Raw genomic sequence first — 19,441 nt, 5'->3', positions numbered from 1 at the left:
CAATGGGTGTCGAAGTGAGCGTCGCCAACCTCACCAAGTCGTTTGGTTCGCAGAATATTTGGCGTGATGTGTCGTTGACCTTGCCCGAGGGTGAGGTGTCGGCCCTGCTGGGTCCGTCGGGTACCGGTAAATCGGTGTTCTTGAAGACGTTGATCGGGCTGCTGCATCCGGAGCAGGGGTCGGTGATCATCGACGGCACCGACATCACCCAGTGTTCGGCGAAGGAACTGTACGAGATCCGCAAGTTGTTCGGTGTGTTGTTCCAGGACGGCGCGCTGTTCGGGTCGATGAGTTTGTATGACAACATCGCGTTCCCGCTTCGTGAGCACACGAAGAAGAAGGAGAACGAGGTCCGCGACATCGTGATGGAGAAGATCGATTTGGTCGGTCTGGCCGGTGCCGAGGACAAACTCCCGGGTGAGATCTCCGGTGGTATGCGTAAGCGTGCCGGGTTGGCGCGGGCGCTGGTGTTGGATCCGCAGATCATCTTGTGCGACGAGCCGGACTCGGGCTTGGATCCGGTGCGTACCGCCTATATTTCGCAGTTGTTGATCGATATCAATGCGCAGATCGATGCGACGATTCTGATCGTGACGCACAACATCAACATCGCTCGGACGATTCCGGACAACATCGGGATGTTGTTCCGCAAGGAGCTGGTGATGTTCGGTCCGCGGGAGCAGTTGTTGACTTCGGAGCAGCCGGTGGTCAAGCAGTTCCTCTCCGGTGATCGGTTCGGTCCGATCGGTATGTCGGAGGAGAAGGACGAGGCGGTCCAGAAGCAGGAAGAGGCGATGCAGGCCGCGGGTATCGGTGGTGGCGGTACCAAGGACGACTTCTCGGAGATCATCCCGCAGGTGCAGCCCAATCCCGGTATGCCCGAACGCAAGGCGGTTGCCCGTCACCGCGAACGCGTCCTGGAACTGCTGCCGTCGCTGCCGGAAAACGCCCAGCGCGCGATCCGCGAGTCGATGGAGCAGGAGGACGAGATCCGCGCCCAGGCACAGGCCCACGGCGCCGATGTCGCGGACACGGCACCCATTCTGATCGACCGATAGCAGGCGGCCCGGGATACGTCGAGAGGGGTGCGTATCCCGGTGTGAGGCTGATTGGTTCAGTCGACGCGGAAGAATGTGCAGCGCGCCCGGGCGTAGACCGAGGAGTGCGCCGGATCGCCGATCGTGACCTCGACCGAGACCAGGCGCCGGCCGGATCGGACCAGCATCGCGGTCCACGCGATGTCGAGATCGGGCTGCGGTGAGGCCAACAGGTCGACGGCGACATCGCCGAAGCGCAGCTGCTGGTGCGGAGCGCGCACGAGCGTGGCCGCCAGTGACGCGGCTTCGGCGGCCACCGCGAACACGATCCCGCCCTGCACGGAGCCGAGCGGATTGGTCATCCACGTTGCGGGTAGCCACCGCCCGGTGACCCTCGACTCGTGAATCCCGGTCACCGTCATCTGCAGCGTCCGTGGTAGCGGTGCAGGTAGTGACGTCCCACCGATGCAGGCGTCGAGTTGTTCGCGACCGGAGACGCCGGGATCGATTGGCGCACTGCCGATCGCATCGTTTGGGGCGAGAACGCCGTGCGCGGTGGTGACGTCGGTTCGCGGGCGTTCGACCGGAACTGCACGACAGCTCGCCGTGGCCACCACCTGGTTGTCGTCAGCGGAGCGGGACACCTGCGCGGTGACGACCACCGTGTCCGACACGGCATCGGTGAGGATCGACGTCGGACGTGCAATCAGCGCATCGCCGTCCCCGTAGTCGCCGACGAACGCAGCGTGCAGTGCGGATACGACGAATGTTCGCTCGGGAGTGTGGATGTAGGCCATCGCGCCGAGTACGGCATCGAGCAGCGGTCCCAGGGATGCTCTGGATATGTGGCCGTCCATGCCCGCGAACCAGGGTTGGGTCACCTGAATGAATTCGGCTCCGTCGGCGTCGAGTGCATCAAGGGTGATACCCATCGATGCACTCGCATTGTCGGCATCGAAAATCGGTAGCGCTCTGCGTAGTTCGGTCGTCGGTGGTTCGTCCATGGGTGATTCGTTTACAGGTGATTTGCTCATCGATCGAATGCTATCCACTTCGGTGGGAAGGAGTTCGCCGAGGGTGCAACAGGAGTCGGCCGGCAGCGGTTGCTGCCGGCCGACTCCTGGTGAGTGTCGAGATCCGCTGATTCAGACCATCTCTGGCGTGTTCGTGCGTGCCGGCGGGGTGGGTCCGACCACGGCCTGCGCCGGATCCTCCGGGTCGCGGGCGAGTGTGGCACGCGCCTGCGGTCCGGCGTCGTCGAGCATGCGTTCCCACAGGCGCTGTCGGCTGGCCTTGCTGAAGCCGAAGCGTGAGTAGGCGAAGAGCCGCCACAGGTTCCATGCCGGCGCGGATTCGTCGTCCTTGCGTCCCACGAGTTGGTGCAATATGCACATCCAGCCGACCATCATGACCATCATGACTGCCGCGGCAATCCAGCGAACCCAGGTCGGCAGCGCTGAGTTGTGGGCGAGGATGTGCACCCAGCCGACGCCGAAGTAGGCGACCATCATGCCGAATGGTGCAACCAGAAGCAGCAGGAGCTTGGAGACGCCGTGCAAGCGGGGCACCGCGAAGGCGAGGATCGCGCCGATGGTGACGAACGAACCACCATTGATGAAGCCCCACCAGTACGGGAACTTCAGGAACTCAAAGGGCTGGGTGCCGTAGTAGAGATAGACCCCGAGATTGATGCCGATTGTCTCCATGAGCGCGTCGGTGATGATGCCGACACCCAGCAACATGATGAAGTGACTGCGCCGTGCGCCGTTGCGGATGACGAAGTAGCAGAAATAGGCCTCGAGTCCGAGGAAGGCGACGTAACACAGCGGGATCAACGCGGGCACGGTGATACCGAAGTTGGTGAATGCCGGCAGTAGGTTCCGGGCCCAGTGCAGGTGACCCAACAGATCGAGCATCGGCTCGAGCAGGCTGCAGATGAGACCGCTGCCCATCACGAGCAGCGGAATGTAGTTCTTGCTCTTGACGGCGGCCCGGATGGCCCACGGCAGCGCGAAGACGACGACCAGTGCGCCGGCGACGAAGAAGAAGATGATCTCGGCGGTGAGGCTGGCATCGAACGGCCCGGGCGCTGGCTGCATATTGGGCGGCCAACCCTCGGTGGATTCCAGAATCCAGCCATCGGCCAAGGTCAGTGCGGATGACACGATGTGGTCCTTTCGGTCAGGTCGTGGACGGTTCCTTGACCGCCGGAAGCGGCTTTCGGAGTGTGTACTGCCTCACACTAACAGGATGGCCTGACAATGTGTATGGGTATTTGAAAATAAAATAAACGATACAGAGCAGGTTGCTCCGGGTCGCGTGGCCGGCGACGACGGTATCGTCGACGGCGTGGCCAACACGACCCGCTCCAAAGCGCGGCGCCAGGGGATTGCGCCGGTAGGGGCGCCGGTCGCCGACGAGATCTACGGCGCGACCCTGCAGCTGATGGCCCGTAAGGAGTTCGGCGATCTCAGCGTCGCCGATGTGCTCGCCGAGGCGGGAGTGAGCCGTGCGTCGTTCTACTACTACTTCGAATCGAAGTTCGGTGTCCTCAGCGGACTGCTGTCGCGGGCAATGGACGACATCTTCGAGAAGGTGTCGCCGTTCCTGATCCCTTCCGACGGAACCGATGCGGAACGGGCACTGGAAACGAGCATCGCTGCGGTGGCCGATGCGTGGCGACGACACCGACTCGTCCTGCGGGCCACGAGTCGCCATTGGCACGAGGACGCAGAATTACGCGAACGTTGGCTGGCGATCGTGGAACGATTTGTCGCCGCCGGCGCCCTGGAGATCGACCGTGAGCGTTCCGAGGGGATGGTCAGTTCCGAGGTGGACAGTCGACTGCTCGCCACGTCGCTGTTCTGGGGCACCGAGCGGGTGCTGCATGTTGCCGGTCTGGGAGTCGAACCCGAATTGCCTGACGAGTCAGCGGCTGTCGCCCCGCTGGTGGCCATGTGGACCGGTGCCCTGTACGGACGGTGACCCCAGAAGACGGCTCATCTGATGCTCACTCGAGCCACTGGGCGATGACCTTCGCGTTCTGCGCCGGCGTGCTGCCGTAGGTCGCTATCTCATCGGCCCCGGCCTCACGGAAGGCGCGCAGACGCTCGACGCACTCCCGAGATGTGCCGAATGCGCACGAGTCGCTCATCCACGAGTCGGGGACGCGATCCGCGGCGTCGAGGAGTTGTCGACGGTGAAAGGCGGTGTCGACCAACTCGTCGCCGGACGACTCCTGTGCCACGCGAAGTGCCGCCCGCAAGTGCGTGACCGGCTCGTGATCCCATCCGTTGACCCGGACCAGCGCGTCGCCGTACTCGGGTGCCTGCAGGTAGGTGACCGCGCGTGCGTGAGCCAGTGCTCGTGTTTCACGCTCGTCGAGGTCCGGCGCGGTCACCACGCATTGCACGATCCGCAGGGTTGCCGGGTCCCGGTCGATCCGCTCGCACGCCGACCGCAGGCGGGCCACCGACCGTGATGTGGCCTCGGGGCTCATCATCGGCGGCAGGATCACGCCGTCGAACGAGCGCGCCACGGCGTCGGCGGCGCGGGGCATACCGAATGTGCCGTACCAGACCCGCGGGTGCTCGCCCTCGTAGACATCGCCGAGTTTGATGTTGCGGTAGGTGCCTGCCGGGCCGTCGTAGGTGACCTTCTCGCCCCGCCAGAGTCGGTGCAGGATGTCGACGTAGTCGCAGATACCGTCGAAACCCGCGGTACGTAGACCCTCGTGGCGCAGGTACGCGTGATCCCCTCGTCCCAACCCGAGAATGAACCGGGGGCCGAAGGCGGCCTGCATGGTCGCGCCGAAGGCCGCCATGTGCAATACATGGCGGCGCGCGGGGGAGACCAGCCCGGTGGCGAGACCCACGCGGCCGGTGCGGGCACCGACTGCCCCGAGGATCACCGCAGCCTCCTTGAGGTTCCATCGTTCGGAGAGGAAGACGTTGCGGAAACCGAGTTCTTCAGCTTCACTTCCGTCGGAAATCCCCTGTGCCACAGTACGATAGTCAGTTTCAGAGGTGGCGTCGTCGGGTGTGCTGGAGGTGACCCGCCCGGCAATCAGGTAAGCACTGAGGTCATCGGCGGTGGGGGCATTCGAAGCGTGCATGTGGAGTCCTTTCGGGGGGGGGGGGGGGGGGGTCGTCAGTTCTCGCGCGCGGTCAACCACGCGATCGTCGAGTCCAGGTCGTCGGGTGACGCACCGTGATCGAGGAACCACGCACGGGCACCACCGGGCCACCGGGTCACCTCGTCGATCAGAACATCGATGGCGACGTCGGGCGCCTGCGCCCACTCCGGTCGCATCAGGGTCGACGGAATGACGCCTGCGTCGTGCGCGCGTTCGAGGACGGCGGGCATGTTGTCCTGGGTCGCCCGGTAATCCCGTGCGACATCGGTGGGGTCGACGCCCACCAGGAGCAGGAGCGCGCCGACGGCCATGCCGGTGCGGTCCTTCCCGGCGGTGCAGTGGATCAGTGTCGCGCCGCCGTGGCCGACGATCTTTGGTAACGCAGCGATTCGTGACCTCGACGCCGCCAGCATGTCGCGATACAGCTCGGTGAGCGTCATGGCCGGCGAGAGCGAACCGAGGTCCCCGGCGTCATAGAGCGGGCGCCGGTGAACGGTGACCGTCGGAGACCAGCGATACGGCCGCCGGGCGGCTTCGTGCTCGGAGCGCAGGTCGATCACCGTCCTCACCGGTACGGCGTCGAGGATCGAGAGGTCGTCCCCGTCGTAGGGTGCATCGCTGCGCAGCAGTGCTCCCACCCGTGTGCGGCCACCGCCGACCACCACCATGGTGCCCAGGTCTCGGAGATTCACCGGGGCGCGGGGGGTCATCGAGCCGAGAGGATTTCGACGACACCGGTGGAACCATCCACGCGGACTAGCATTCCGTCGCTGAGATCTGTTGTCCCGCTACGAGTATTGGCCACGCAGGGCAGACCTAGTTCTCGGCAGACGATGGCCGCATGGCTCATCGCGCTGCCCACATCGGTCACCACCGCCACGGCCAAGGGGAACAACGACGCCCAACTGGGGTCGGTGGCTTTGCAGACCATGACGGTTCCATCGTCGAGATCGGCGTCGTCGAGGTCGGTGATGACCTTGACGACGCCCTCGGCGATCCCCGCACTCACGCCGAGACCACTGATCGACACCTCCGGCGCGACGCCGTCGATCGGCGAAGGTGTCGCTGTCACGGGTGTGGGCACACCACGCCAGACGTGCGGTAGCTCGATGCTCTGGTATGCGCGATGTTGCGCGCGACGGTGATCGACGAGTGCGGTGAGATCCTGCGAGTTGCGCTCGGTGAGTTCGTCGATGGTCAGGAAGAAGACGTCCTCCGGCCGGCGGAGTCGGCCGGACTCGGCGAGACGGGCGCCGACGACACGAGCCGACGCGCGTGCGACGTCGACGCCGCGCAGGATGTTGGCCCGCCCGGTCTCACGCCATGCCGGAACATGCGAGGCGACTGCCAAGAGCACGTCGGCGACCCGGCGTCGTACTGGTCGCAGCCCTGCGTGCAGGCGGCGGACGGACTCGGCGTGCTCGGTGCGGCGTCGCGCAACGAGTGCGTCGACGTCTTCGAAACCCTGTCGGTTGCGGTAGCGCTCCACGAGTGTCGCCACGGCCGTGGGGTTTTCCCGCCACACCACCGAGTCCACCAATCCCTCGCGTGACCCGTGGTAACCGTGCGCATCGCAGAAGGTGGGGATGTCGATCTCGTCGCGGGAGAGCCGCCACAGGTCGCGGACGAGCTCGAATTCCGCTGTGCCCTCATCACTCTTGATGAGTTCGCCGCCCGAGGGGAGCCCGGCGGCAACGGCCATGTTCTCCACTTGGCCCATGAGCCCCTGGGCGGCCATCGAGAGCACCATGTGCACCGACAGGCCCCGCTCGAACATGGCGCGCGCCTCGACGAGCGTGGCCAGCGCCTCCTCGAGATTCGCCTCGGCCAGGTTGTTGACCGTTGTACGCCACCACTGCTCGGTCTCGGCCGCCATGAACCGGAACTCCTTGGTGGCGCGCCGCAGAGCGATCGGGAACTTGATGGCCACGATCGGATACCTGCGGACCTTTGCCCATCCGCGTGGTTCGGGGAGGCCGCCGGCCTGCACCGATCCGAATAGCTGTTCCTCCATCATCGCCGCGGATCCGCCGGGCACGCGCGCCGCCATCTGTCCCATGTTGTCGACGTTGGCGATTGCATGACCGAAGGCCACCGAAAGGAAACGGCGATCGACATCCTCGGGGATGGGGCGACTCGATCTCGGCATCACCCCGAGGTCGACCCAGCAGTCCCGCATGGTCTGCTCGGTCGGCGGAAAGTACAACGACCATGTGAGTGGGGTGACGATTCCCGGCAGTCCCTCGTCGACGTTGGCGGTGGTCCATCGCAGTGAGTGACCCGGTACGTGTACCGGACTATCCGAGAAGTCATCGGAGATATGGTCGTTCGTAGGTGGAGTGGTGGTGTCGGTGGCATGTAATCGCGACATCGTGTCAGCGCTCCTCGGGAGAAGGTAGTTGGGAGGGACGGTAATCGCGCTCGATGACCCCATAGCCGATGGCGCCGTCGGGACCGGTGACCCGAACCGTCGACTGGGTGACCACCAGTGCATCCGGCTCGGTGTCCAGGGCGACACCGTTGATGTTCTCGTTCGGTGCGAGAAAGGTCAGCGTGTAGCCGTGTAATCGTTGCGCCGCGAATTCATGGAGCCCGTCGGAGCGGGTGATGAACACCGACATCCGTTGCGGCTCATGGGTCCGGAAGTCGGTGAGGCCGGTGCAGCGTGTCTGTGTACCGGTCTCGGCGGTGCCGGCAAGCTGGTCGGTGAACACACGATGATCCACGGTGCCGTCGACCTGCCAATTGACCAGCCCGTTGGTCACCCGCGACGTCTCCGGGAACACGAAGACGAAGAAGTGCAGTCCACCAAGTCGGCTCACGTCCCGAGCACCGCTGGAGTGGTCGCGTACCGCAACACCCCGGATCAGCCACTCCTGGTCGACGGTGTGTATCCGGCCACGCGCGATGAAACCCTGCGTGTGGTGGAAGGACGCCCACGAGAGGTTGTCGAAACCCAAGGCGCCGTGCATATCCCACACCGGTGCGGCTGCGGTGATCTCGATGTCGAAACGGACTGCCACGGCCGGTCCGGCGCCGGTCGCTCCGCTCACCATCCGTGCCAGATCGGTGGACTCGCCGGCGCCGTCGAAGGCCAGGCGCCACCGGCGGTGCGGTTCGAGGCACTCGACCCGAAGGTTGCCGGTGGCCGGGCCCCGCCGGTCTGGCGCACGGCCCCAGGAGCGGTCGACCAGCAATTCACCGTCCGGGAGCATGACGATCGTTTGGGCCCACCACAGTTCGAGATCGGCTGGCCATCGGCCACAATGGATGAAGACGCCCACCCCGTTCTCGGGCGACCAGACGTGGAAGAACATGGTCTCGCTCCACCCGGGTACCGACCACGACGGAGGGTGGAGCAGGTCGGTGTCGGGATGGACCTGAAAAGGGTTGTTGCCCTTGATGATCTGTGTTTTCGTCGACATGGTGTCTGAGTTCGTCATGCCAGTATCGTGACCTCACCCTTGTCGCCGTCGACGCGGATGTGCGCGCCGTCGGGTATGCGGTTGCTTCCCGTCTCGGTTCCGCACACGCAGGGCAGTCCGAGTTCGCGTGCCACGATGGGTCCGTGGCTGAGTAGTCCGCCGTAATCGGTGACCACCGCCCCGGCGACCAGGAACAGCGAGACCCAGCTCGGGTCCGTGGTCTCGCATACCAGCACGTCGCCGTCGTCGAGTTCGACCTCCGACGGGTCGTGCACCACCCGCGCACGGCCTTCGACGACGCCGCCGCTCGCAGCCACTCCGCTCAGGGTTTGGTTGGGGCCCAGCAGTTCACCGCTGCCCTCACCGACCTTCACGATCTCCGGCGTACCCTGCCAGGCCTGCGGTAGCCGTAACTCGGTGCGTTGGGTGTACTCGGCGATTCGGTCGTTCACCAGTGCCCGCTGGTCTCCCGACACTCCGGCGACCAGTGCGTCGTAGCGGAGATGGAAGATGTGTTCGCGGTCGGCGATGACGCCGTGGCCGACCATGTGGTCACCCAGCCGCCGGGCCGCGGCTCGCGCGACGTCGTAGGTCATCAGATATCCGGCCTTGCCCTGCTCTCGGAGGGCGAGGAACCGTGCGGCCCAACGCACGAGCAGTGCCGTGGGCCGTCGCTTGACGGCGGGTGTGGCGGCGAGGAGCTGTCGCAGAGCGGAGTCGCGAAGCGTCACCTGGGCCGAACTGCGGGACCGAGGTGCCTTCGGGCTACCGGCCGGGATGGATCGGTAATCATCGAGACGCTGCCGGACGGGCCCGAGATCCTCCCGCCACGTTCGGCCCGACAACTGCCCCTCGCCGGGCCCGTGATAGCCGTGCCGATCGACGAAGTCCAGTTCGGTGATCTCGTCGTGCGCCAGTGCCCACAGGTCGTGGGCGACCTCGTTCTCGTCCGAGCCGACACCAGACAGGAGGTGTTGTTCGAGTCCGGGCACCCCTGCAGCCGAGGCGAATTCGGCAACCTTGTCGGCGAGCGCCGAACTCACGAACGCCACGCCCATATGAATGGTCATGATGTCCTCGAATCGGCGACGTGCGTCGGCGAGGACGGCCAAGCAGGTCGACTCGTCGGCGATGCCGATCCCGGGAAGTTGGTCGAGTCTCCACCGTCGCAGGCCGGCGAACATGCTGTCGTGGCGTTTGGGGGTCGATGCCACCCACCGAGGTGCCTTGGCGAGGATCATCGGATAGCGGCGAATCGTGTTCCCATCGACGGTTTCCGGACGCACGTAACCGAACAGCTGCGCTTCGATGGCCGTCGCGGAGGTGCCCGGAAGGACATCGGCGACCTGGCGGAACTTGTCGATGTTTCCCGCTCCCCGGCCGGCGAACAGGCTCCAGAAGCAGTCATCGACGGAGTCGGGGACCACGAGGTCGGCCGTGGAGAATGCACCCAGGTCGTAGAACATCCGCCGAAAGGCCATCTCCATCGGCTCGAAGACGAAACTGATGCCGAAGGCGGTGAAGACCCCGGGAAATGCCTCGGCGACGTTGCCGGTGGTCCACGTGGTCTCCGGCGCGACCCCGGCGCTGTCGAGGGTGGTGAGCATCTGCTCTCGTGTCGTCATCGGGAGTTGCCTTCCGCGAGTCGGGTGTCGAGAAGGCCGGCAAGCAGCTGCAGGTCGGCGGGAGAATCGTCACGAGCTACGGAAAATCCGAGATCATCTGTGGCCCAAGCGAGAAGGCGGTGGAGTTCGGCCGACTCGGACTCGATGTGGAACGTCGGAACTTCTCCGTCGTAGATGACACCGTTTCCGGCGTCGATCGTCACCGTTCGTCCGTCCATCTCGGACACCGTGTGCGAGCCGCACCCCACCACGCACGGGATGGCCATCTCCCGGCACACCACGGCCGCATGTGACGTCGCTCCACCGAGTTCGGTGATCACCGCCTTCGCGATCGCCATGGCCGCAACGTCATCGGGGTCGGTGGTGGGTCTCGCCAGGATCACGTCGACACCGGAGTCGGCTGCGGCCTCGGCCCGATCGGTGTCGGTGTGCACGATTCCGACGGCGATTCCCGGTGCGGCCGGTTTCCCACGTGCGATGACAACGGCTTTCGCAGCGGCGGCCGGATCGAGGTGCGGGCGCAACAGTGCGCGTATCTGGTCTCCGCTCACCCGGTCCAGCGCCTCGTCCGGGGTGATCAGCCCTTCGTCGACCATGGTGACCGCGCAGTGGACCGCCGCCTCGGGTGTGCGTTTCGCCGCGCGGCACTGAAGCAGCCACAATCGGCCTTCCTGCACGGTGAACTCGATGTCCTGGACATCGCGGCCGTGCTTCTCGAGGACGCCGGTGACCGACAGGAGTTGCTCGTGGACGCCGGGGAGGGTCTGGGCGAGACGGTTCAGGGGTAGTGCGTCCATCCGGCCCGAGACGACATCCTCGCCCTGCCCTCCGGGAAGCCATTCGCCGTAGATTTCCTTGCAGCCGGTCAACGGGTCGCGGGAGAACAGGACACCGGTACCGGAGTTCTCACCGAGGTTGCCGAAGACCATCGCCTGCACCGTCACCGCGGTGCCGGCGTCGTCGTCGAGGCCGCGGGCGCCGCGATAGGCGACCGCGCGCGGGCTGTGCCAAGAGTCGAGTACCGATCGAATCGCCTGGCGGAGTTGCTCCCATGGGTCGCCCGGGGGCGGTCGGCCGACCACCGACGTGAACTGCTCGACGAATCTGCGGTGGGTGTCGCCCGCGTACTCGCGATCGCCGGATTGACGGACGAGTGCGGATTCGATCCCGGCGGTCATCCCGAGATTCAGGATCGTGTCCATCATTCCGGGCATACTGGTCGCGGCACCGGAGCGCACCGACACCAGCAATGGCTTCTCGGCGGATCCGAACACCTGGCCGGTGGCTGACTCCAGCTTATTCATCTGTGCGCGAACGTGATCCCAGATGCGTTCGGGCACCTGACGATCGTTGGCGTAATACTCGCGGCATACCGACGTCGTGATCACGAAGGCGGGCGGGACAGGAATGCCGAGCATGCGCATCTCCTGAACACTCCAGGCTTTCCCGCCGATCAGCGAGCGGTCGAGCGTGGTGCCCCCATCGAGCTCGATGACGTCGGCCTCGGCCTGCGGCTGCATGGTGGACGCACTCATAGCGCACGTCCGGCGGCGGCTTCGTCGGCTCGGGTGCGCCCCGCGGCGCCGATGAGGTCTTCATGCAGTTCGAACCACACCGTGTGATAGCTGTCGGCGAGCGGCTTGGCGAACCATGAGTGGTCGCCGTCGCCGATACGGGAGATCGCGCGGTCGAATCGTCCGGGGTAGTGCCCGAGTCGGGGAATGACGGTCACGATTCGCGCCAACAGCGGGGTGAACCGTTGGTGCAACGCCGTCAGGTCGTCGATGATGGCTGCGTCGTAGTCGGCGTCCGAGTGGTCGTTGGGGGTGTCCTCGGACTTGAGTTGCCATCGGGTCATCAGTGACTTCAGTTCGTCATTGTGGTAATCGAACTCGCGATAGAGCGTCTCGACCTCGGAGGTGTCGAGAACGGCGCGCTCTTCGGCGAGGAGTTGGGTCAGGTGTTCCCGTCCTTCGGGAGTCGCCCGGAGCCGGCCGTTCGTCTCGATGGCCCGCCCCTCGTCGATCAACGGACGAATCCGGGTCTCGCATGATTCCTCGGGAATGCCAAGGGATTCCGAGAGAGCGGCCACGGTGGTGCGCCCCTTGAGACGGAGCAATTGCAGAACGCTGATGGTGTCGGTCACTGTGGTCTCCTCACGCAACGCGGTGGACGATGCCTTGCTCGAAGAAGCCGGCTCCGGGTACGCCGTCGAGGTCGAGGGTCATGAAATCGTCGTAGGTACCGAAAGCGGGTCCCTCGGTCTCTACCCCCATCGGGACGAAGAACCCCGCTTCCCGACTGTGCATCGTGCATCGGCGGCTCGAACCGTCGTCGAAGGTCAAGGTGGCGGCGAGGAATTGGGCGGCTGCGGTCCGACGGAACGTCACTTCGCGAAGATGGCGCGCTCCCTCGTGATCGATGAGGTAGCCGTCGGTGCCGAGTTGGCCGTCGGTGCCGAGGAACTTCATGGCGGTCAGGAATGCTCCGTCGAAGACGCAGACGAGACCGGCGTACTCGGCCCACTGGGCCGCTTCGTCGCGGAAACCCCATGTGCGGTCGCGCATTCCGAGCCCGTCGAGGTGATGCTGCGAGCCGTGCATAGTAAAATCGCCGCGGATGTTGCACGCTTGCTGGAAGTGCTGCAACGGTTTCCCCGGAACCAGGGGCGGGATGAGCTCGTGGAGGGAGAAGTCCGCGGGAGTGTGCAGCGGCGTGTTGGTGAAGGACGCCTCGAGGTCGGGGTGCGAGACGGTGATGGTGCCATCCAGGCCGAAGGAGATGGACTCACTCGAAAACGATCCTCGATCGAGGGTCTCGATGATCTCGACCTCGTCGTGGCCGACGATCAGCGAGCAACGAGCACGGCGAGCGCCGTCGCCGTTCGGTGAGGTCGAGACGTGAAAGCTGCCGAATATCTTCCGTTCGACGTCCCAGTAGGAGAGGTATGCGTTGTCCTTCCACACCGGGTCGCCGCTGCCGGCTGCGTCGTCGTGCACCGGTTCGGACAACGGGCCCCATGATGTGGTCTGTATGGAAGAAGTGGAATGGAACGAGACGGCTTGTGAGCTGACGGGCACGGGTACCTCCGGATAGATTTTTGAATCGTTCGTAAAAACTGAGCGCGAGTCTACAACGTATACTTCGGCGTGACAAGGCTCACAAGAGGAGGCGAACGTGGGACATGGCGCTGGTCTGGACCGTCGGAGAATCGTCGAGGCCTCACTCGCCGTTGCCGATGTCGAGGGCATCGGCGGCGTGACGATGCGCAGGGTGTCGACGGAACTCGGCGTCACGCCGATGGCGATCTACCGACACGTCGCGGGCAAGGAGGAGCTGATCGACCTGGTCGTCGACGAGTCGCTTCGCACGGTCGACCCCGTCGACATCGACGGCGATCCGAGTGTCGAACTCGCCAGATGGGGTTCGGCGTTTCACGCGCTGCTGGTCGGGCACCCGTCGCTTGCGCAGGTGATGTCTACGAGGCGCCTTCAGGGGCCGGTGGCGACCGAGGCTGCTTCGGCAATCCTGGAGCTGCTGCGAAGAGTCGGCGTCCCCGACGCCCGTGCCGACGATCTGTTGGTCAGCATGTTCAGTTACACCGTGGGCGCGGCCCTGTATCGGATCTCTCGAACGCGCGAGTTCTCGACGATGGGGCGCCGCGTTCTCCCCGACGACGTACCGTCGGTCAGCGCTCCCGGCCTGCGCGATCGCCTGGCCGGTGCCGAGCTCACCGACCGATCCTTCACGGCCGGCCTCACGCTGATCGTCGAGGGCTTCCTGACCGTGTGAACGACGGGGGCATGCTTGTTATTCGAAGAACCTGTGCCGCAGCCGATCTTGGTGTAGTAATTTAATTCTTCTTCGAAAAATGGGCTATCTCGGTTATCTTGTCCCCAGTGCCGTGCACCGACGAACGATGTGCCCGCCGAAATGGAGTCCTCCTCATGAACATCCTCAACTTCGTCTCCCCGTCCGACGCCTCGTGGAGTTCGGTCAATCTCGCCGAGGCGGTGCCGGGAGTGATGACGCCTCTTACCTCGAGCGTGTGGGTCCCGGCCAGTGAAATGGGCCTTCGGCAGCCATTCCGGGAGATGGGAGTGCTACCTCCGAGTCAGGCTGTGATCCCGGCGGATCCGGCCGATCGGATCACCGGCGCCTTCTTCGGGAGGATGGCGGTGCGGGTGGACTTCCTTTGCGAGATGGGTGATCTCGTACCCGGTCAATCGGGAGAGTCGTTGTCGAGGGACTTCTTCGGATTTGTCCCACCCGACTTCGTCAGTCATCCGTCGAACCGGCGACTTCCCGCCATCGCCTTGCGGTACCCACGCTCGTTGGCCACCATCGCGCGTCGTATCGAACGCGATCGCCGCGAGGTCGACGCGTGGTGGCGTCGTTCGCTGGCATCGCTCGGGCAACTGTCCGCCGACGGGGCTCGTGGTCTTCTGATCGATGCACGAACGAGATTCACCGACGCGTTGGCCCTCCAGGCAGTTGTCAGCGCCTGTGCCATTCAACCCGTGCAGGACCAGATCTCGTCACTGGCCGACTCAGCCGGCGTGGATCTCACGGATCTCCTGAGAGGCCATGGCTCCCATGAGGAATCAGTGGTACTGACCGACATGTGGGCGGTGTCACGACGTGAACTCGACATGGACGAGTTCATGAGCAGGCACGGGTATCACTGTGCGGGCGAGGGTGAGGTGTCCTCGGTCAGTTGGCGAGAGGACCCGGGCCACGTGCAACGCATGGTCGCGCGATTCGGATCGCTACCGGAGACCGAGAGTCCGCGGGCGAGAGCCGCTGAGCTCGAGCAGCGCGGCGCCAGTGCCACCGAGAAGCTCCGCACCAACTCGTCGGCAGGACGAATCCGCGTGGATCTGACCCTGCGCCTCGCCAGACGTTTCATCCCCCTGCGCGGCGTGGGGAAGGTGACCTATTTGCAGACGCTGGATGTCTTGCGCGCCTGTGCACGTCGCCTCGGAGCCGACGCGGCAGAGAGTGGATCACTGAGTGATCCGGAAGACGCGTTCTACTTCACCGCCGATGAACTCGCACGGCCGCTGCCGTCCGGCGCCGGCGATATCGTAAGTGAGAGACGAGCGCAGCGCGCCGATTACGAGTCGCTGATCCTGCCGCCGACGTGGACCGGAAACCCGGTGCCCGAACGTATGTCGCCACCGGATGCACCGGCCGCGGCAGCGGACACCGAGGTCTGTCTGAACGGTGTCGGTGCTTCTCCCGGCACGGTGACCGGTCGCGCGGTGGTGGTCACGGATCCGGCTACGACCGACGTCGACGACGGTGACATCCTGATCGCACACACCACGGACCCGTCATGGGTGTCGTTGATGTTCCTGTCGTCGGCGCTGGTGGTCGACATCGGTGGGATGATGAGCCACGCCGCGGTGGTGGCACGCGAACTGGGAATTCCCTGTGTCATGAACACCGGCAACGGGACTCGGGTGATCACCACGGGTGACACGGTCAGCGTTGACGGGGTGGGTGGGACTGTGCACATCGTATCGACGAGTGCCGCCTGAGCGTTCCCTGTGCGGGGCCGGGGGATCACGCCGGGTAATCGAGCGCCGGTCCGAATCCCCCGGCGCCGTCGCCGTAGCGCAGGACGACATTGCCAGTCGCGGTGTTGCCGATGACGACGTCGAGCTTGTGGTCGGCGTTGAAGTCACCGAGCAGCGGAGTGGACAGCGGGAACGCACCACCGGTCGAGTGGACATGCGGCGGACCGAACCGCCCGCCACCGGTCCCGAGTAGCACGCTGAAACTCGATGTACCGGCGTCGGCGACCACCAGGTCGGCGATGCCGTCTCCATTGACATCGCCGAAGTCGAAACACTGTGGCAGGACTCCGCCGGTCGGGTACACCTGCGGCGCAGAGAATCTCATGCCGCCCTGATTGAAGCGAATCGAGACCGTATTCGCGACGAGGTTGGAGAAGACGATGTCCGGCCGGTGATCGCCGTTGACATCGCGGGCAAGTCCGTACCAGGCGGTGAGTCCCCCCTGCGTGAGCGTCATCGGGCGCTGGAAGCCGCCATTGCCGAGTCCTCGGTATACCTGGATCGTGCTGTTGACGTAGTTGCCGCGGAGTAGATCGACATTGCCGTCACCGTCGAAATCGGCGGCATCGAGCGAACCTGATCCGGTCCCCAGCTCCGTTGACACGGTTCGGGTGGCGCCAAAGGTTCCATCGCCGTGACCGAGCAGAACAGAGAGCAAGGGGCTCTGGTTGGAGGTCGTCAGATCGAGGTTCCCGTCGTGGTTCAGGTCGGTGGCGACCACCGCCCCGGGTGCGGGCCCCGTCGGATAATCGACGGCGGGCTCAAAGGTACCGTCGCCGCGGCCGATCAGGATCGATACGGTGCTGGGGGTGAAGTTGGTGACCGCGAGATCCGGGACCCCGTCATGGTTGAGATCGGCGATGGCCACGTAGTCGGCCTGTCCGCCGGTGTGGTAGTGAACCGCAGGCCGGAATCCACCGCCCGGTTGGCCGAGGAAGACCGAGATCCCGTTGCCGAGTGCGAAGTTGCTGAACACGACGTCCGGCATCCCATCGTGGTTCAGGTCGGCGGTCGCCGGGACGGCCGGCCCTTCGAAGTTGACCGGGGTGTCCGCGCGGGCGGGACCGCCGACGAATGCACCCGGCGCGAGGCACGTCAGGAGCGCTGCACAGGCTGCGCCGAGTGCTTTGCGGGACCGGAATGATGTGTGCCGCATGGTCGGCTCCGTTCGGGTGGGTTTCACTGGAGATTCAGGAGTGCATCGAGGGTGTCTTCGTCGTCGACTGCGCTCGCCAGGCGTTCGATGTTGATCAGACAGTCCTTCTCGTCGTGTAGATCGGGCTGGAATCGTCCGGCGCCGATGGTCGCGAGCCAGAAGATGAGACCGTGAATGGACTGCTGGCGGTAGAGCAGTCGGGCCTCGGCCGGGGCGGGTGCGCGCGAGACCCCGCTCAACGAGTCGAGGTAGTGATCCAGGATCTCCGGGAGCCACTCGCGTCGATCATCGATGGCGAGGCCGCAGTTGATGGCGTAGGAGAAGTCGATCGCCCACGTTCCGGCGGCGATGGTCTGCCAATCGAACAGACCCATCTTTCCCTCTGCATTGACATACCAGTTCTTCGAGTGGACGTCGTGGTGGAGCAGGGTGACTGGGCCGCGTACCTTCAGGTCCAGTGACGTGACGAAGGCCGGCCAGATGGTGTCTGCTCGACGTAGCAGGTGCCGGGGGAGCACGTCATGTGCTCGCTTGATCCCGCGCCGCACCATTGCCTCGGTGTTGATGATCGAATCGAGATGCCGTTGCCACTCGGAACTGGTTCGGAGCCAATTGAACTCGGAGTCCAGGTCCAGATCCCAGAAGGCCGAGTGGTAGGACGCCATCGTGGAGGCCATGTCCAACGCGCGGGACCTGTCGATGTGCAGGGTCTGCGGAGAACCGAACTGTGCCCCGCGAGTGCGGGCGATGTCTTCCATGACGACGATGGACCGGCACGACCCGCGATCGTAATCACAGTGGTATCCGAATGGTGCCTCCATGGTCAGGCGAGGTCGGATCAGGTTGTAGAAGTTGCATTCTCCGACGAAGAGATCGGATAGACCGGTGAACAGCCTTGTCTTCATGTCGGGCGTGGTCTTGGTGAACAATTCGGTGGGGAGCCCGGCGTCGGCACCGACGCTGTTGTACTCCACTGTGACGGGATGGCGGGCACTGGTTCCCGCTGACCCCTCTGACACGGTGAATCCGCGGACCTGTGCGCCGGGAGTCGACGAGCACAACGCCGAGGTCAACCAGTCCGTGGTGATGTTGTCGATGCCGATCGGTACCGTACCCGGCGCGGCGAGCCGACCGGGCCGCACCGATTCGGCAATGCGGTGCCCTGCGACACGTGCCACCTGGTGTGCCAACGACGCCGTGGAACTCACTGACATGAGGGTGTCCGATCATTGATGGTGTGACGGGTCGAATCACGTTCGGGCGCAACGCCGGAAGCGATCGTCACCATCGTGGGGGTCGGTCGAGGCTGTCGAGGGACTCGAGGTCGACGAGGGCCTGTCCGGTGCGCTGGACCAGGGTGCGGACGTGCGCATCGGGTTGGAGTTCGGAGAACTTCCCGACCAGGTGGGTGTAGGTCCAGTAGATGAAGCCGCGGAACATCTGCTGTCGGTACGCGAGGAACGCTTCCCCCTCGGTGGGTGGCTTCCCGCCTTCGGCGGCCAGACGCTCGAGGTACAGGGCGAGGAGGTCGCGTTCCCATTCGCGGCGGTCCTCGGTGGTGAGTGCGGTACTCAGTGCATAGCTGACATCCAGTGCCCATCCGCCACAACCGATTCCCTGCCAGTCGTAGAGGTTGAGCGAACCGTCGGGCAGGCGGAACCAGTTGCCCGGATGGACATCCTGGTGCAGCAGTGTCATCGGCCCGCTGACATCGTAGGTGACCGACTGCATGAGGCCGCGTCGGATGTCCTTCTTCTTCGACTGCAACGCAACCGGAATCTCCTCGTCGAGGAATCGCATGGCGAAAGTGGCTCCCCGATCGAAACCGATGCGCGCGTTGAATGATCGCTGCCATTGGTCGGCAGGCATCAGATCCCACTCGCCGGTGAGTCGGGGATCGTCCCAGAGTTGTCCGTGGTAGCGCGCCAGCTCGGCGACCATCGACTCCGCGGACGGACGGTCGATGTAGATCTGAGAGGCGTCGGCGAAGGTGGCCCCGCGAGACGTGGCGATGTTCTCGGTGACGACCATCGAACGGCAGGTCTTCGGGTCCCACGCACCGTGATATCCCTCGGGAGCACCGATGTCGAGCGTCGGGCGGATTCTGGTGTAGAAGAGTGCCTCGGCCCCCGCTGCGCCGGTGATACCGACGAGTAGTCGATTGAGTAGTGACGGAGTCGATTTGGTGTAGAGCGCGGTGGGCAGCCCGGCCGTCGATCCGGCGGCGTTCCATTCGACGGAGATCGCTCGACGTGAGCTGGTTCCGTCCGAGCCGTCTCCGAGCGCCATGGCGGTCACCCGTGCGCCGGGCACTGCGCGTCCGACCGTGGCGCCGAGCCATTCCGGGGTCAGTTGGTCCACCGACGCGGGCACCTCGTGGGGCCCGATCACCGGTTTGAGCCCCGTGACCCGCTCTGTCGCGCGTGCCACGGACACGCGCGCCACAGAACCGAGCATGTCCAGTTGCTGTTTCATGGTTGG

General features: G+C 64.9%; 17 protein-coding genes. 4 read left to right on the top strand and 13 right to left on the bottom strand.

Features of this window, described 5'->3' with window-relative positions:
* The first annotated feature begins 2 nt into the window (after nucleotides 1-2).
* Complete coding sequence (locus AC5ZH6_RS24135) at nucleotides 3-1,058, top strand: ABC transporter ATP-binding protein (RefSeq protein WP_496167916.1); 1,056 nt, start codon at nucleotides 3-5, stop codon at nucleotides 1,056-1,058.
* A 56-nt stretch (nucleotides 1,059-1,114) separates the two neighbouring features.
* Here AC5ZH6_RS24135 and AC5ZH6_RS24130 read toward each other — a convergent pair whose 3' ends face one another.
* Both AC5ZH6_RS24130 and AC5ZH6_RS24125 read right to left on the bottom strand, forming a co-directional pair.
* Nucleotides 1,115-2,071, bottom strand: coding sequence for a PaaI family thioesterase (locus tag AC5ZH6_RS24130; protein WP_496167913.1), 957 nt, complete (start codon nucleotides 2,069-2,071; stop codon nucleotides 1,115-1,117).
* A gap of 111 nt (nucleotides 2,072-2,182) precedes the next feature.
* Nucleotides 2,183-3,136 carry a hypothetical protein gene (locus tag AC5ZH6_RS24125; RefSeq protein WP_094602099.1) on the bottom strand — a complete coding sequence of 318 codons (954 nt, stop codon included), beginning with the start codon at nucleotides 3,134-3,136 and terminating at the stop codon, nucleotides 2,183-2,185.
* Between the two features lie 289 nt (nucleotides 3,137-3,425).
* On the opposite strand from AC5ZH6_RS24125, the gene AC5ZH6_RS24120 reads away from it, so the two are divergent.
* Complete coding sequence (locus tag AC5ZH6_RS24120) at nucleotides 3,426-4,022, top strand: TetR/AcrR family transcriptional regulator (protein WP_265078076.1); 597 nt, start codon at nucleotides 3,426-3,428, stop codon at nucleotides 4,020-4,022.
* A gap of 25 nt (nucleotides 4,023-4,047) precedes the next feature.
* Here the strand turns inward: AC5ZH6_RS24120 and AC5ZH6_RS24115 are convergent, their stop codons facing one another.
* The 8 genes from AC5ZH6_RS24115 to AC5ZH6_RS24080 are packed head-to-tail and all read right to left on the bottom strand — an operon-like array spanning nucleotide 4,048 to nucleotide 13,233.
* Nucleotides 4,048-5,151 carry a TIGR03857 family LLM class F420-dependent oxidoreductase gene (locus AC5ZH6_RS24115; RefSeq protein WP_094601209.1) on the bottom strand — a complete coding sequence of 368 codons (1,104 nt, stop codon included), beginning with the start codon at nucleotides 5,149-5,151 and terminating at the stop codon, nucleotides 4,048-4,050.
* A gap of 35 nt (nucleotides 5,152-5,186) precedes the next feature.
* Nucleotides 5,187-5,882 carry a tyrosine-protein phosphatase gene (locus AC5ZH6_RS24110; RefSeq protein WP_094601208.1) on the bottom strand — a complete coding sequence of 232 codons (696 nt, stop codon included), beginning with the start codon at nucleotides 5,880-5,882 and terminating at the stop codon, nucleotides 5,187-5,189.
* Nucleotides 5,879-7,543: a PEP-utilizing enzyme gene (locus AC5ZH6_RS24105; protein WP_288337369.1), complete on the bottom strand. Its 1,665-nt coding sequence runs from the start codon at nucleotides 7,541-7,543 to the stop codon at nucleotides 5,879-5,881. Before AC5ZH6_RS24105 ends, AC5ZH6_RS24110 begins: the two co-directional genes overlap by 4 nt.
* Nucleotides 7,544-7,547: 4 nt before the next feature.
* A complete protein-coding gene (locus tag AC5ZH6_RS24100; RefSeq protein ID WP_288337367.1) occupies nucleotides 7,548-8,615 on the bottom strand; it encodes a DUF7064 domain-containing protein in 1,068 nt (355 codons plus the stop codon).
* Nucleotides 8,612-10,222, bottom strand: coding sequence for a PEP-utilizing enzyme (locus AC5ZH6_RS24095; RefSeq protein ID WP_288337366.1), 1,611 nt, complete (start codon nucleotides 10,220-10,222; stop codon nucleotides 8,612-8,614). The genes AC5ZH6_RS24100 and AC5ZH6_RS24095 overlap by 4 nt, the downstream gene beginning before the upstream one ends.
* The gene (locus tag AC5ZH6_RS24090; RefSeq protein ID WP_240524015.1) at nucleotides 10,219-11,757 is read right to left on the bottom strand and encodes a pyruvate, phosphate dikinase; all 1,539 of its coding nucleotides are present in this window, start codon (nucleotides 11,755-11,757) and stop codon (nucleotides 10,219-10,221) included. Before AC5ZH6_RS24090 ends, AC5ZH6_RS24095 begins: the two co-directional genes overlap by 4 nt.
* A complete protein-coding gene (locus AC5ZH6_RS24085) occupies nucleotides 11,754-12,368 on the bottom strand; it encodes a winged helix-turn-helix domain-containing protein (protein WP_094601206.1) in 615 nt (204 codons plus the stop codon). The genes AC5ZH6_RS24090 and AC5ZH6_RS24085 overlap by 4 nt, the downstream gene beginning before the upstream one ends.
* A 10-nt stretch (nucleotides 12,369-12,378) precedes the next feature.
* Nucleotides 12,379-13,233, bottom strand: a complete 855-nt coding sequence (locus tag AC5ZH6_RS24080) for a DUF7064 domain-containing protein (RefSeq protein WP_240524014.1) — start codon at nucleotides 13,231-13,233, stop codon at nucleotides 12,379-12,381.
* Between the two features lie 166 nt (nucleotides 13,234-13,399).
* Here AC5ZH6_RS24080 and AC5ZH6_RS24075 point away from each other — a divergent pair, with 166 nt between their 5' ends.
* Together AC5ZH6_RS24075 and AC5ZH6_RS24070 are read left to right on the top strand one after the other, a co-directional pair.
* Nucleotides 13,400-14,014 carry a TetR/AcrR family transcriptional regulator gene (locus AC5ZH6_RS24075; protein WP_094601205.1) on the top strand — a complete coding sequence of 205 codons (615 nt, stop codon included), beginning with the start codon at nucleotides 13,400-13,402 and terminating at the stop codon, nucleotides 14,012-14,014.
* A 233-nt stretch (nucleotides 14,015-14,247) separates the two neighbouring features.
* On the top strand, nucleotides 14,248-15,765 hold the full coding sequence (locus AC5ZH6_RS24070; protein WP_288337370.1) for a PEP-utilizing enzyme: 1,518 nt from the start codon (nucleotides 14,248-14,250) through the stop codon (nucleotides 15,763-15,765).
* Between the two features lie 25 nt (nucleotides 15,766-15,790).
* Here AC5ZH6_RS24070 and AC5ZH6_RS24065 read toward each other — a convergent pair whose 3' ends face one another.
* The 3 genes from AC5ZH6_RS24065 to AC5ZH6_RS24055 all read right to left on the bottom strand — a co-directional run bounded on the left by AC5ZH6_RS24065 (nucleotide 15,791) and on the right by AC5ZH6_RS24055 (nucleotide 19,435).
* Nucleotides 15,791-16,960: an FG-GAP repeat domain-containing protein gene (locus tag AC5ZH6_RS24065; RefSeq protein ID WP_133092119.1), complete on the bottom strand. Its 1,170-nt coding sequence runs from the start codon at nucleotides 16,958-16,960 to the stop codon at nucleotides 15,791-15,793.
* A 23-nt stretch (nucleotides 16,961-16,983) separates the two neighbouring features.
* Nucleotides 16,984-18,168: a phosphotransferase gene (locus AC5ZH6_RS24060; RefSeq protein ID WP_165776310.1), complete on the bottom strand. Its 1,185-nt coding sequence runs from the start codon at nucleotides 18,166-18,168 to the stop codon at nucleotides 16,984-16,986.
* Between the two features lie 73 nt (nucleotides 18,169-18,241).
* Nucleotides 18,242-19,435 carry a phosphotransferase gene (locus AC5ZH6_RS24055; protein WP_094601201.1) on the bottom strand — a complete coding sequence of 398 codons (1,194 nt, stop codon included), beginning with the start codon at nucleotides 19,433-19,435 and terminating at the stop codon, nucleotides 18,242-18,244.
* Nucleotides 19,436-19,441: the final 6 nt, after the last annotated feature.

The sequence above is a fragment of the Gordonia sp. YC-XJ4 genome, assembly GCF_059511865.1.
The sequence above is the reverse complement of the archived record's forward strand: the minus strand, read 5'-3'. Positions and strand labels throughout refer to the sequence as shown.